This window comes from Arthrobacter sp. P1_D12 (assembly GCF_056406175.1).
In genome coordinates this window covers 207,549-220,640 of the sequence record NZ_JBFUAR010000009.1, presented here as the reverse complement: position 1 = coordinate 220,640, position 13,092 = coordinate 207,549, and the positions used below count along the sequence as shown (strand labels likewise).

13 protein-coding genes and 3 tRNA genes are annotated in these 13,092 nt (G+C 69.3%); 7 read left to right on the top strand and 9 right to left on the bottom strand.

Features of this window, described 5'->3' with window-relative positions:
- Positions 1–24 precede the first annotated feature (24 nt).
- On the top strand, positions 25–375 hold the full coding sequence (locus AC1DZV_RS09080; RefSeq protein WP_476953499.1) for a hypothetical protein: 351 nt from the start codon (positions 25–27) through the stop codon (positions 373–375).
- A 452-nt stretch (positions 376–827) separates the two neighbouring features.
- Here AC1DZV_RS09080 and AC1DZV_RS09075 read toward each other — a convergent pair.
- The 3 genes from AC1DZV_RS09075 to AC1DZV_RS09065 all read right to left on the bottom strand — a co-directional run bounded on the left by AC1DZV_RS09075 (position 828) and on the right by AC1DZV_RS09065 (position 1,203).
- Positions 828–903: transfer RNA gene (locus tag AC1DZV_RS09075), tRNA-Phe, on the bottom strand.
- A gap of 48 nt (positions 904–951) precedes the next feature.
- Positions 952–1,025 (bottom strand) — tRNA-Asp (locus AC1DZV_RS09070).
- 105 nt (positions 1,026–1,130) lie between these two features.
- Positions 1,131–1,203 (bottom strand) — tRNA-Glu (locus tag AC1DZV_RS09065).
- A 201-nt stretch (positions 1,204–1,404) separates the two neighbouring features.
- On the opposite strand from AC1DZV_RS09065, the gene AC1DZV_RS09060 reads away from it, so the two are divergent.
- On the top strand, positions 1,405–2,424 hold the full coding sequence (locus AC1DZV_RS09060) for a PHP domain-containing protein (RefSeq protein ID WP_476953498.1): 1,020 nt from the start codon (positions 1,405–1,407) through the stop codon (positions 2,422–2,424).
- Positions 2,425–2,522: 98 nt separating this feature from the next.
- Here the strand turns inward: AC1DZV_RS09060 and AC1DZV_RS09055 are convergent, their stop codons facing one another.
- Both AC1DZV_RS09055 and AC1DZV_RS09050 read right to left on the bottom strand, forming a co-directional pair.
- Positions 2,523–3,068 carry a methyltransferase family protein gene (locus tag AC1DZV_RS09055; protein WP_476953497.1) on the bottom strand — a complete coding sequence of 182 codons (546 nt, stop codon included), beginning with the start codon at positions 3,066–3,068 and terminating at the stop codon, positions 2,523–2,525.
- Positions 3,069–3,238: 170 nt separating this feature from the next.
- Positions 3,239–3,841 (bottom strand): LysE/ArgO family amino acid transporter, encoded by a 603-nt coding sequence (locus AC1DZV_RS09050; RefSeq protein WP_243181364.1) that lies wholly within the window; start codon positions 3,839–3,841, stop codon positions 3,239–3,241.
- Between the two features lie 68 nt (positions 3,842–3,909).
- Here AC1DZV_RS09050 and AC1DZV_RS09045 point away from each other — a divergent pair, with 68 nt between their 5' ends.
- From AC1DZV_RS09045 to AC1DZV_RS09025, 5 genes are all read left to right on the top strand, one after another.
- Positions 3,910–4,791 carry an ArgP/LysG family DNA-binding transcriptional regulator gene (locus AC1DZV_RS09045; RefSeq protein ID WP_476950735.1) on the top strand — a complete coding sequence of 294 codons (882 nt, stop codon included), beginning with the start codon at positions 3,910–3,912 and terminating at the stop codon, positions 4,789–4,791.
- An 86-nt stretch (positions 4,792–4,877) separates the two neighbouring features.
- On the top strand, positions 4,878–5,858 hold the full coding sequence (locus AC1DZV_RS09040) for a DMT family transporter (protein ID WP_476953496.1): 981 nt from the start codon (positions 4,878–4,880) through the stop codon (positions 5,856–5,858).
- Between the two features lie 9 nt (positions 5,859–5,867).
- Positions 5,868–6,299: a metallopeptidase family protein gene (locus AC1DZV_RS09035; RefSeq protein ID WP_476950733.1), complete on the top strand. Its 432-nt coding sequence runs from the start codon at positions 5,868–5,870 to the stop codon at positions 6,297–6,299.
- Positions 6,300–6,309: 10 nt separating this feature from the next.
- Positions 6,310–7,230 carry a cation diffusion facilitator family transporter gene (locus tag AC1DZV_RS09030; RefSeq protein ID WP_459383669.1) on the top strand — a complete coding sequence of 307 codons (921 nt, stop codon included), beginning with the start codon at positions 6,310–6,312 and terminating at the stop codon, positions 7,228–7,230.
- 190 nt (positions 7,231–7,420) lie between these two features.
- Positions 7,421–8,929 carry a C40 family peptidase gene (locus tag AC1DZV_RS09025; RefSeq protein ID WP_476953495.1) on the top strand — a complete coding sequence of 503 codons (1,509 nt, stop codon included), beginning with the start codon at positions 7,421–7,423 and terminating at the stop codon, positions 8,927–8,929.
- Positions 8,930–8,938: 9 nt separating this feature from the next.
- Here the strand turns inward: AC1DZV_RS09025 and AC1DZV_RS09020 are convergent, their stop codons facing one another.
- The 4 genes from AC1DZV_RS09020 to AC1DZV_RS09005 form a co-directional block, all read right to left on the bottom strand.
- Positions 8,939–9,751, bottom strand: coding sequence for an ABC transporter permease (locus tag AC1DZV_RS09020; RefSeq protein ID WP_459385941.1), 813 nt, complete (start codon positions 9,749–9,751; stop codon positions 8,939–8,941).
- 145 nt (positions 9,752–9,896) lie between these two features.
- Positions 9,897–10,979, bottom strand: a complete 1,083-nt coding sequence (locus AC1DZV_RS09015) for an ABC transporter ATP-binding protein (protein WP_476953494.1) — start codon at positions 10,977–10,979, stop codon at positions 9,897–9,899.
- 58 nt (positions 10,980–11,037) lie between these two features.
- A complete protein-coding gene (locus AC1DZV_RS09010; protein WP_476953493.1) occupies positions 11,038–12,126 on the bottom strand; it encodes a LolA family protein in 1,089 nt (362 codons plus the stop codon).
- Positions 12,127–12,235: 109 nt separating this feature from the next.
- A complete protein-coding gene (locus tag AC1DZV_RS09005) occupies positions 12,236–13,027 on the bottom strand; it encodes a hypothetical protein (RefSeq protein WP_476950729.1) in 792 nt (263 codons plus the stop codon).
- Positions 13,028–13,092: the final 65 nt, after the last annotated feature.

Genomic DNA, 13,092 nt, shown 5'->3' with positions numbered 1-13,092 from the left:
ACCGCGTACTTCTACTCAGTGGATATGAGCAAGCTTACGCCGATGGACGCGCTCCCCAAGGGCGAGCACAGGGTGACCGCGATACACTCGGGCCCGCCCGCTGAGATCGCGGCCATGGTCGAGAGGGATGGCGGCGACAAGATCTCCGACTGGGATATGGCCCAAGCCGTCCTATACGGGGACCTGTTCCACTTCGACGCCGACAAAGCTCTGCATCTCGAGACTCTCGGCGCCATGACGCGGGCCATGTACGTCAAGGCGGCGGAAGTCCGCTGCCGCACGAGCTGCTACTACCTGCGGGGAGCCGTGGCGCTCATCGACCAAGGATGGGAAAGCGGGCTGCTTCCTCGCGTTGATGGCGATTTCGTTGGGTAAGCGTTGGATCGGTTGCTAAATCAAAAGCAGGCCAGGGGCTATGTGCCCCTGACCTGCGCTTTTGGTAGCGGTGAGGAGGGCCCGATCTCCCGACCTCACGATTATGAGTCGCTCTCTCATCAACCACTACGACTCCGACAACACGAAGTGGCTGCCGTCAGCCCCGCCTTTGCGAGCTTAAGGATGGCCTTGAGCGGAACGTTCTTGGTCATGTCGATATCCTCCCCAAGTCCAGCGAGGGGTCAGACCAACGCCACGGAACGCAATCGGCCGGGCCTCTCGTCTTCTACGCCGGAGGCCTTCTGCCAGTGTCCCCTTCTACCAAGGGAATACCAGAGGCCTGTCTCATAACTTGGCTGATTCTGGCTGATCCAGCCTGAATGGTCACGTCCATCAGGCAACGAAAAAACCCCGCAGGCCCGTGTAAACACTGGGAACTGCGGGGTTCTAGCTGGTGGCTCCGACCGGCGTCGATCCGGTGACCTTTCGATTTTCAGTCGAACGCTCTACCAACTGAGCTACAGAGCCTAGGTGACATGTCACCTTGAAGGCCGGAATTTCTTCCGGCAATCAGAGCGACCCTGACGGGACTTGAACCCGCGACCTCCGCCGTGACAGGGCGGCGCGCTAACCAACTGCGCTACAGGGCCTTGCTTGTTTACTGCTTGTTCTTGCTGCCTGCGATATCGCTACCGCAGATTTTCAAGGCCTTTAGCCTACCAGACTTTTTCACCCGGTTTGACCAGTTCCTTGCGTACCCCCAACGGGATTCGAACCCGTGCCGCCGCCGTGAAAGGGCGGTGTCCTAGGCCGCTAGACGATGGGGGCCAGGACGCCATCCGGTGAAACATATCAGGGCAAAAATTAAGGGCCGAAGCCTGTCGTTTTTGTCCTTTCGGGTTCCTCCGAACTGGACTATAAAACTATAAGGGCAGACCCCCGGATTATCCAAAATCGGCCCCTCCCGCCGATACAAAAGCCGGGCCAAGATGGGGGCGGATCCGGGCAGGGTGGGTGCAAGATGGACTGATGGATGCCGTTGATGCCCTCAATGAGATTGCGTTCTGGCTCGAACGCGGGCTCGCCCCCACCTTCAAGATCCAGGCGTTCCGCAAGGCAGCCGGGATTATCGGCGCCCTGGACCCGCAGGAGGTCGCAGCGCGGGCACGCAACGGCCGGCTCAAGAGCATGAAGGGGATCGGCGACAGAACGTTCGAGGTCATCCGGCAGGCGGTCGACGGCGGCGTGCCCGACTATCTTGAGGACCTGCGCCAACGCGGGCAGCAACCCCTCGCGACCGGCGGGGCCGAACTGCGCTCGGCCCTCCGCGGGGACCTGCACAGCCACAGCGACTGGTCCGACGGCGGATCCCCGATCGGACTGATGGCCGACGCCGCCCGGACACTGGGCCGGGATTACCTCGCCCTGACGGACCACTCCCCCAACCTCAAGATCGCCAACGGCCTGAGCGCCGAACGCCTTCGGGAACAGCTGGACGTTGTTGCGGACATCAACGCGGACGGCGGGGACTTCCGCCTCCTGGCCGGGATCGAGGTGGACATCCTGGAGGACGGCACCCTGGACCAGTCCCCGGAGATGCTGGACCGGCTGGACATCGTGGTGGCGAGCGTCCACTCGAAGCTCCGCTCCGACCGGAGCACCATGACCGAGCGGATGCTGGGCGCCATCAATGATCCGCACACGAACGTCCTCGGCCACTGCACCGGCCGGCTGCTGCAGGGGTCGAGGGGAACCCGCCCGCAGTCCGAGTTCGACGCCGCGCGCGTGTTCGCGGCGTGCGCCGGCAATAATGTGGCCGTCGAAATCAATTCCCGCCCCGAACGGCAGGATCCGCCGGACGAGCTGATCCGGCTGGCCCTCGATGCCGGCTGTCTGTTCAGCATCGACAGCGACGCCCATGCGCCGGGCCAGCTGGATTTCCTGCAGTACGGTGCCGAGCGCGCGGCCTCGAACGGGGTACCCGCCGAGCGGATCGTCACCACCTGGCCGCTGGATCGGCTGCTGGAGTGGGCCGGCAGCGGCAAATAGCGGCCGGACAAATGCCCTGGGCCAGGCTCCATGGCTACCCCAGCCCGCGGATGCCCAGCCCGCCAATGCCTGCCCGCCGAGGCCCAGACCGCCAACGCCTAGGGCCGGGACGGCTCCGGCCCGTCGGGCCGCCACGGCGTGGGCCTGGGCAGCCAGCGCGGGACGTTGCTGCGGTATTCCTCGTACGCCGCACCGAACTTCCGGGCCAGTGTGGGCTCCTCGAACTGCCGGACGAAAGCCACCACCGGGATGGCGCCGATGCCCACGGCCAGGAAGAGCTTTGGCTGGCCCAGCAGGAGCCCCTGCCCCGCGACGGCCGCGGCAATGGATACGTACATCGGATTCCGCACGTACCGGTAGAGGCCGCCAACCACCAGTTGCCTGGGCGGGGCAAATGGCGCGGGGGTCCCGATGCCCTCGACGGCGAAATGCACAAAGGAGTTCGCGATGACGGCGGCGCCCGCACCGATCATCATTGCGCCCGCGATCTGCGCGGGCACCCCGCCGGGGACCGGCGACTCCACTTTCCAGCGGGTCAGCAGCCACGGCACCACGCCGGCGGCGGTTGCGGGGGCGACCGCGAAGACGGCTGTGCCGATGGCTGCACACCGTCGTTCGCTGGCCGAGGCTGGGGATGCTGTCATACCAGCAATCGTGACCCCGCCACGTTAAACGGACAAGGGCCCGCCGGCCCAACCCAGGGGACGTTGGATCAGCCTCAGCTTTCCCGACGCTTTGCGTGGACGCGCGGTGGGCGGCGGGCGGCGCGCGGCGGGGCGGAGCGCGGCGGGGCGGAGCGGTGGGCGGGCGCGTGTCAGGTCAGCAGCAGCACGGCAAGGGTGACCATCACGACGGCGATTCCGGCGTCGAGGACGCGCCAGGCCGTCCGGCGCCGGAACAGGGACGTCAGGAACCGCGCACCCGCGCCGAGGGCGGTGAACCAGGCAATGCTTCCCAGGCCGGCCCCGGCGGCGAACCACCAGCGCCCGGCTTCGCCCTGGGCGGCAGCGAGGGACCCGAGCAGCAGCACCGTGTCCAGGTAGACGTGCGGGTTCAGCCAGGTAAAGGCCAGGCAAGTGCCAAGGACGGCGGCCCGGCCGGCGGCGGGCTTGTTGCCAGGATTCTCCATCTGCTCTCCGCGGACCGCACGCCGGGCCGCGAGCGCCCCGTAGGCAAGGAGGAACGCCGCCCCGGCCCACCGGATCACGACGAGGGCAGCGGGCGCCCGGTCCAGGAGGATGCCGATGCCCGCGACGCCCAGCAGGATCAGCACGAGGTCCGAGACCGCGCAGACTGCCACCACCATGACGACGTGCGAGCGCTGGATGCCCTGCCGGAGGACAAAAGCGTTCTGCGCGCCGATAGCAACAATGAGGGACAGTCCGGCGGAAAGACCGGAAAACAGGGGAAGGATCACCACTCCACGGTAGGCGCCCGCCAGAGATGAAGCCAGTTAAAGATTCTGCTTTTACGTAAGATGGGCTAATGATGGAGATTACCCCCGAACAGGCCCGGACGCTGGCCGCGATTCTGACGCACGGGAGCTTCGACGCCGCGGCCGCGCACCTGTCCGTGACGCCGTCGGCGATCAGCCAGCGGGTCCGGGCCCTCGAGACCGCCGTCGGCCGGCCGGTCCTGACCCGGGCGCGGCCGCCCGGACTCACGGAGTCCGGCGAGGCCGTGGTGCGCTTCGCCCGGCAACTGGAAATGCTCTCCGCGGACCTGGCCGAGGAGCTGCAGCCGGAGCACCCCCGCGGAGGGACGCGCCTGACGCTGGTGATCAACAGCGATTCCTTGCACACCTGGGCGTTGGCCGGCCTCGCGGCGGCCAGTGACAACGTCCAGCTCGAGATCCTGCGTGAGGACCAGGAGCACTCGTTGGACCTGCTGCGCGCCGGAGCCGCCGCGGCCGCCATCACGGAAACAGCCCAGCCCGTGCCCGGCTGCTCGTCGAGCAAGCTGGGCACCATGCGCTATTTGCCGGTGTGCGCTCCGGACTTCACCCGCCGCTGGTTTGGGGCGGGTGCGACCGGCGCGACGCTCGCCGCGGCTCCCGTTGTGGTCTTCGACCGCAAGGACGACCTGCAGGACCGCTGGCTGCGCCGGGTCAGCCGGGCCTCCCTGCAGCCGCCGCGCCACTATGTCCCGGCCGCCCAGGAGTTTGGCGACGCCATCCGCTGGGGCATGGGCTGGGGCATGATGCCCGAGATCGAAATCGGCGAGGACCTGTTGGCCGGCAGGCTCGAGGCCCTCGCCCCGCGGGCGCACGTGGACGTTGCCCTCTACTGGCAGCAGTGGCGGCGCGGCTCGGCGGCTCTGAACGACGTCGCGGCCGCTGTCCGGACGGCGGCGCGCGTCCTGCGCTGAGGCCATTCGGGATGTTGGCAGGATCTCGACTAGACGTGACCGATTCCCGCCAGCCGGGAGGAGGCGGGAACGGCTACATTGGCAGCATGGCAACAACAGCCGCATCCGGCCCCACTCCGTCCGCAGGCCCCCACGAAGGGTCTCCGCACGCTGCCCCCGCACCCGCCCCGCAACCCGCGCCGCCCCCTCCCGGGCAGCCGGCCACGATCAGCAGGCTCGGCATCGCCGCCGTCGTCGTCACCGTGGTCCTGTGGGCCTCCGCCTTCGTGGGCATCCGGGCCGTGGGCCCGAGCTTCTCCCCCGGCTCCCTGACCCTCGGCCGGCTGGCCGTTGCCGCCGTCGTGCTGGGCCTGCTGGTGGTGCCCAAGCTCAGGGGCCTGCCCCGGGGCCGCGAGTGGTGGCCCATCCTGGCCTATGGCGTCATGTGGTTCGGAGGCTACAACGTGGCCCTGAACGCCGCCGAACACATGCTCGACGCGGGCACGGCCGCCCTGCTGATCAACGTCAACCCCATCCTGGTCGCCGTCATGGCCGGTGTGATCCTGAAGGAAGGGTTCCCGCGCTGGCTCATCATCGGCAGCCTGATCGCGTTCGGCGGCGTGGCCGTGATTGCGCTTGGTTCCGGCCAGCGGTCGACGGCGGACGTGGCCGGCGTGCTGCTCTGCCTGCTCGCTGCCGGGCTGGCCGCCGTGAGCGTGATCGTCCAAAAACCGGTGCTCCGCAAGTTCCCGGCCGCCCAGGCCACCTGGTTCGGCATCATGGTGGGCGCCCTGTGCTGCCTGCCCTTCAGCGGCCAGTTGGTCACCGAGCTGCAGGCCGCGCCCCTGCCGGCCACCCTGGGCCTGGTCTATCTGGGCATCTTCCCCACTGCGATCGCGTTCACCACCTGGGCCTATGCGCTCTCGATGATTGATGCGGGACGCCTCGCGGCCACCACCTACCTGGTCCCGGGCACCACAATCCTGATCTCCTGGCTGGTTCTGGGCGAGATTCCGACCATCTGGGGCCTGGTGGGCGGCGTGATCTGCCTTGTGGGCGTGGGGCTGACCCGGCGCCGGTCCCGCTAGAGTTTGCCTATGCCCTCCTCCCTCCCGCCCGGCCTGCCGATCGTTCCGAACGGCGGGGACGGTGGTGACGGCCCCTTCCCGATGTCCGAGGCCGATTTCGAGGCTGCCGTGAGTGATGCCCTCGACCGGATCCCGCCGGATCTGGCAAAGACCATGAGCAATGTCGCGATCTTCATCGAGGACGACTACACCCCGCAGCCCGGGGAGGATCCGGACACCGTGCTGCTGGGGCTCTATGAGGGGGTGCCCCTGACCGAGCGGGACTCCTGGTGGGACGCCGGCTCGCTGCCGGACCGGATCACCATTTTCCGCCAACCCATCCTGGACATCTGCACCTCCCGGGAGGACGTGATCGAGGAAGTCACCGTCACCGTGGTGCACGAGATCGCCCACCACTTCGGCATCAGCGACGCGCGCCTGCACGAGCTCGGCTGGGGATAGCCTTGTAGGCATGGGACACGACCACAGCCACTCGCACGGCCTGACTGCCACCGGCAAGCACCGCAAGCGCCTGGTCGCCGTCCTGGCCATCACGCTCGCCGTGGTGCTCGTGCAGACGATCGGTGCGGTGGTCTCCGGCTCCCTGGCCCTGCTCGCCGATGCCGGACACATGCTCTCGGACGCAGCCGGCGTCTTCATCGCCCTGCTGGCCGCATGGATCGCCACCCGGCCCGCCAGCGATCTGCGCACCTACGGTTACCAGCGCGCCGAGGTTCTGGCGGCGCTGGCCAACGCACTGGTCCTGATCGTCATCTCGGTGGTCATCTTCACCGAGGCCATCCGCAGGCTCGGCACCACCCCGGAGGTTCACACCGACGTCATGCTCGCCGCGGCGGTCCTCGGCGCCGTCGCCAACCTGGTCTCCCTGCTGATCCTGCGCGGCGCCCAGAAGGAAAGCCTGAACGTCCGCGGCGCCTACCTCGAAGTCCTGGGGGATCTGCTGGGGTCCTTTGCCGTCATCGCGGCGGCGGTGGTCATCATGGTCACCGGGTTCCAGGCGGCCGACACCATTGCCTCGATCCTCATCGCCCTCATGATCCTGCCCCGTGCCTGGCACCTGCTGCGCGACGTCGTGGACGTGCTCCTCGAGGCCACGCCCAAGGGCGTGGACGTTCAGATGATCCGCGACCACATCCTGGCGGTGGACGGCGTGGTATCCGTCCACGACATCCACATCTGGACCATTACCTCTGGTGTCCCCGTCTTCTCCGCCCATGTGGTGGTGGAGGACGCAGCGCTCGGCGCCAAGGGCGCCGACCGGGTCCTGGACAAACTCACCAGCTGCCTTGGCTCCCATTTCGACACCGAACACTGCACGTTCCAGCTCGAGCCCACCACGCATTCAGAGCACGAGGCACACCAGCACGCCTGACCGTCGGCAGGACACGCCCGTCACGGACGTGGCCAAATGACACTCGTGTTGTTTATGTTATTCATGTGACTCGTGTTGCCAAAGTAGCCTTTGGCACGTAGCCTCATGCCTGCTGGGTGATCCGCAGAGGGCTTTCACGCGCCAAATCCGACCTCGCTCACTCCAGCCTGAGACTTCAGCGAGGTTGCCCATGAGTTGGATCCGATCCGGCCGCAAGACGGCTGTGCTCTGCACCGCCGTCGTCCTCCTCGGAACGCTCGCGCTCCCGGCCCAGGCCGCGCCGCTGACCTCCGCGCTGATTTCTTCGCAGCTTTCTGCGCAGGGGCGCCCGCCGCTGGAGACTGCCGGCCGGGTTCCGGCGTCGCCGGAGATCCCCTCACCGGAAGAGATCGCTGCCGCCAAGTCCAGTGCGAGCTCGACGGCGGCAGAGGTCACCAGGATCGACGGGCTTTTGGCCGACGCGTCGGCCGGTCAGGAAACCAGCCTCGCCGCATCCCTGCAAGCTAACAACGCGTACGGCGAGGCCCTCGTGGAGCTGGCCACACGCCGTGACGCGGCGGCTGTGGCGGCCGCCAGGGCTGCCGCCGCCGGGGCAGAACAGGCCAAAACCCGCAAACAGCTCGGCCAGCTGGCCGGTGACCTGTACCGCAACGGCGGCCTGAACCCGGCCCTCAGCAGCTTTGTCAGCGGCTCCGGGCGGGCCCTGGAGGATGCCGCCACGCTGGAGGCTGTAACGGCCGGACGCGCGCGGGCCTTCGAGTCCGCGGAAAACGCGGCCACGGCCGCGCAGTCCCTGACCGAAGCCGCAGCGGACGCCAACCGCGCCGCCGACGAGGCCGCCGCGACTGCCGCGGACCGCAAGGCCGACGCCGACCGCGCCGCTGCAGCCCAGCGCCAGGTCGTGGCCGATGCCAAAGCGCAGCGCAGCGCGCTCGTGGACCAGCTGGCAAGCCTGAGAAACACCACCGCGGCGCTGGAATCGGCCCGGGTGGACGCCCTCGACCGCCAGCGCCAGCAGGCTCGGCTCGCAGCACTGACCGCGGCGGCGGGCCCCGCGCCGCAGCCTGGCACGGGTTCACAGCCGGCACCAACAGCTCCGGGACGGGACGATTCGGCAGCAGGACAGCCAGCCGCTCCGGCTCCCGCCGACGTGCCGGCCCCCGCTGCAGCGCCCGCACCCGCACCCGCGCCCGCACCCGCACCCGCACCCGCGCCGGATCCGGCATCCGCGCCGGATCCCGCGCCAGTACCTGCTCCGGTCCCCGCACCGATTCCTGCCCCGGTTCCGGCGCCAGTACCTGTTCCGGTTCCGGCGCCGATTTCTGGCGGGTCAAACCAGACCGCGATTTCGGTGGCGCTCGGCAAGACCGGATCGCCATTCTTCTACCAGTACGGCGGAACCGGGAGCTATGGGTTTGACTGCTCGGGCCTGGTGCAGAATGCGTTCGCTGCGGCAGGGAAGTACCTGCCCCGCACTGCCTCCCAGCAGTTCGCCCAGGCCCCGGTCCATGTCCCGCTCTCCCAGGCGCGTCCGGGCGATCTGTTCGTCTGGGGTTCGGCCCCGGGCTTCTACCACGTGGCCATCTACCTCGGCGGCGGCCGCGTGGTCCAGGCGCTGAACCCCGACGCCGGCATTACCGTGACCGATGTTGCCGCCATGTCCGGGATGCAGCTGTACGGCTACGCGGCCCGTTACTGAGACTGGCGGCTAGGAGAGCACGTCCTTGGTGATGAACCTGCCGTAGGCCAGCGCGCCGAAGACGGCGACGTAGCCGCCCTGGAGGAGGGCATTGGCGGCCAAGGAATCCCAGGAAACCGGCTGCCGGAGCAGATCGCCAAAGTCCAGCCAGTAGTGGCTGAAAAGCCAGGGATGCAGCCACTCGAGTTGCGGCAGCGCGTCCAGGACCTGCGCGACGACCGAGAGCACCACGGTGGCCGCCATGGCCCCCACCGGAACATCGGTCAGGGTGGAGATGAACAGCCCGATCGCCGATAACCCCAGCAGCGAAACCGCCAGGTAGGCGGCGATCAGCAGGAGCCGGACCATGGCCTCTCCGGTGCCGATCGTGTCGCCGGAGAGCAGGGTCACCGGCCCCACAGGGAAGAGCGCCGCGCCGATTCCGGCCCCGGTCAGGGCCACCACGAGCGGGGCAACGATCACGAACACGGCCGCCCCGGCATATTTGACGATCAGCAGGCGGATCCGCCCGGCGGGAGCCACCAGCAGGTACCTCAGGGTCCCCTGTCCGGCCTCCCCGGCGATCGTGTCTCCGGCCACGACGCCGACGGTAAGGGGCAGGAACAGCGGAACGGAGACCACCATTGCCGTGACGCCCACGAACAGGCCGTTCTGGGCGATCCGGTCCAGGAAGGCCGGCCCGCGGCCTGCCGGCACGGCCGAGGAGACCCGCACCGCGACCGCGATCAGGATCGGGATGGCCGCCAGCGCGCACAACATGGCCCACGTCCTGCGGCGGCGGAACAGCACCCCGAGCTCGGACGCCAGCAGATCACCGGTCAGGGACCCGCGCCGGACCGGCGCAGCGCCGGCCCCGCTGTCCCCGACAGCGTCTGCGGCCGCGCCGCTGCGGCCACCGGCCGCTTCGCTGTGTCCCGGCGCCGGGGCAACTGACGGGCCTGCTGCCGGATCGCCCGCGGATGAGCTGTTACTGGACAACGTCGAACCCCTCCCCCGTCAATGCCACAAACCGGTCCTCAAGGCTGGCCTGTTCGGTCGCGAAACCGCGGACCCGGACCCCCGCCGCCACGAGGGCCGCCACCACGGCCTCCGGCTGCACGGTCTCCACGGACCGGGACGATCCTCCGTCTTCCCGGGCTGCCGCCCCTGGCGGAGCCACAGCCGGACCCGCAGCCGGAGCCCCAGGCAGTGACGCGAACAGGGCCGCGTCGGTCCCGGAGCCGGCGGCACCGGAACCAGCGGCACCGGGAGTATGGCCGTCGATGCCCAGGGTCGCGGTCAGGCCCAGGCCGGCCAGCACCTGCGCCGCGGTACCCGGATCCGGGGTCAACACGCGGATCCTTGCCTGGCCGGCCCCGCGCAGTTCCGCCAGGGTTCCCTGCGCCACAAGCCGGCCGGCGCTCATGATGGCCGCATGGGTGCAGATCTGCTCGACCTCGGCCAGCAAGTGGCTGGAGACGAACACCGTGGCGCCGTCGGCCGCGAGCGATCGCACCAGGCTCCGCACCTCACGGGTGCCCTGCGGATCCAGCCCGTTGGTGGGCTCGTCCAGCACCAGCAGTTCCCGCGGGGCGAGCAGTGCGTTGGCGATCCCCAGCCGCTGCTTCATCCCCAGCGAGTAGGCCCGGACCAGCTTGTCCGCGGCGTGCGTCAAACCCACCCGTTCCAGGGCTGACTGGACGCGGGCACGCCGCGTCGCGCCCGAACCATAAGGGTCCGCGGCGTCCATGCGGCGCAGATTGGCGGCGCCGGAGAGGAACGGGTAGAACGCCGGTCCTTCCACCAGCGCCCCGACCCGGGGCAGCACGTCATTGAGTTTGCCGGGCATCTCCTCGCCCAGCACGCGCACGGAACCTCCCGTGGCCGTGGCCAGGCCGAGCAGGAGCCTGATGGTGGTGGTCTTCCCCGAACCGTTCGGGCCCAGGAAACCAAAGACCGCGCCTTTCGGCACGGCCAGGTCGACGCCGTCAACAGCCATCTGCTGGCCGAACCGTTTGGTCAGGCCCGTGGTCTCAATGCTCAGCTCGGCCGCCGGCCCGGCGGCGCTCACGCGGCCGTCACCGGATGGTCAGGGAGCAACCGTCGGCCGCCGGATACCGCGCCGGACATCACTTCTGTGCGGCAGCGGCCTGGAGCCGCTCCAGTGGCACGGAGCCGGCGACGACCCGGCCGTCGTCGAGCACCAACACGTTCACCAGCGCCGTGGACACGAGCCGGCCGCCCTGGACCGGGACGGTGGCCTGTTCGAGGAGGGCCGTGGCGTCCGACGCCGGGCCGGCCGTTCCCGCCGGGAACTCAACAACCGAGTCCCAGCCGGAGCCGGTGACGGCCGGCTTGCCGGCGGGGTCCTTGGCCGCCGGCGCCGTCGCGTTCCCGGCGTCGTTTCCGTGCTTGTGCTCCTTTACCGGAATCTCCTCGACCGTGGCACCCGGCGGCGGGGTGAATGTGAAGACCGACGCGTCTGGGGCCCCGAGGCTCAGGCTGGTGTAGGCGACGCGGAAGGCGGGATCCGACTGACCGCGCGCCTTGATCTCGACGCCCAGCGGCAGACCGGTCTGGCCGTCAACGGCTACTGCGATGGACCCGACCAGCGTCGCATCGGACTTTGGTGTCAGCACCAGGTTGTAGGCTGGCCGGCCGGCTACCTGGACATCGGCTCCCACCGCCACGTCGGTGCCCGGTTCGATCTTGGCCAGAAGCATCGCGGCGAGCTGGTCGGGGGTGGCGGTGACGTCGCTGCCGGCGCTGTGACGGCCTGTGTCACCGGCGTCGCCGGCCGGGAGCTGGGCATGGGCGGCCGTGTTGTCCTTGGAGTTGTAGAACCACACGTCGCTGCCGTGGCGGATGGCGTTGCGTTCGGCCAGCCGGTCCATCACCTGGACGCGGGCGTTGTCCGGGCCGTCGCGATAAACCCGCGCGGTGTGCGGCCCCGTCAGCAGTTCGAGCCATGCCGTACCTGACGCGTCCGAGCCGGCACCGGTCTTGGGCAGCTCGGGAAGCCCGAGCGCAGAGGACTGTTCCAGGGTTCCGGAGAGGGCGGGCTCGCGGTGCTGGGCAATCAACTGCAGCACCTGCTCCGGCGTCTTGGGCGGCAGGGGATCCCCGGCGCTGGCGGGCAGGGATCCGGCCAGTGCGCCGGCGGCAATAACGGCAGGAACGGCGGCAGCAGGCAGCCAGCGCAGCCACGTGCGCGTCATCGCGACCGCGCTCCGGAAAGAGATGTTCCAACTATCCGCGCCTGGGGAATGCGCGCTTCAGTGCAGCTCATAGGTCAACAGTACGCCTGGCCCCGGCGGCCCGGTTATCCTACTTCAGCACATTAATGGTCAGTTCCACGGCGCCCAGCAGGAACGCGAGCACGGAGGTGCCCAGGCCCGCCACGAGCAGCAGGCCGGGGTGGGCCAGGCCCACCACCACCCGCCTCAGCCGCGGCCTGTCCCGCAGGAACTTCTTGGGCACGGCGCCCGGTTCCGGCGTTTGTTTCCAGCCCCGGAGCCGCCGCAGGAACCAGGCGCAGCGAATGATGAAGGCCAGCCACAGTACGGAGACCACCAGCGGGATCGCGGCCAGCAGGAGGTTGAAGCCCACCGCGGTGACCTCGCGTTCGGACGCCCCGACGAGTGACTGGAGGGTGGTTGAGATCGAGGCGCTCATGACCACGGACACGCCCCACACGAGGAAGGCGGCGATCAGGGCCAGGAAGCGGACGAAGAAGTGGCCCAGGACCGTGTCCCGGCGCGGCTTCAGGTAGCGGCGCGGGGTGGCGTGCAGAAGGGCGATGCTTGCCAGCAGCGTCGGCAGGGCGGCGAGGCCAACCAGCACATACCAGGACCAGCCGGCCAGATCCAGGAACTCGTCGGCCACGATCAGCACCGCCCAGAACCCTGCCCACGCCCAGCCGGCGGTGAGCGGACGCCCCACGAACCACTCCGGCAGCCACGCGTCAGGGTCCGCGGGCGCGGGGGTCGCGTCAGCGGGGGTCGCGTCAGTCGCAGGCGCGGGGCTGCCGGGCGGCCGGGTGTCAGGCGCCGAGTTGCCCGCCGCGGGAACTCCGGCGCTCCCGGGCTCCCGGCCCTCGGAGCCGCGCACTTCGCTCATGGCCCCACTGTAGCGAGCCGGCCGACACCATGGTGCGGAGCCCGCCGCCGCCGGCGGCCCGGCGC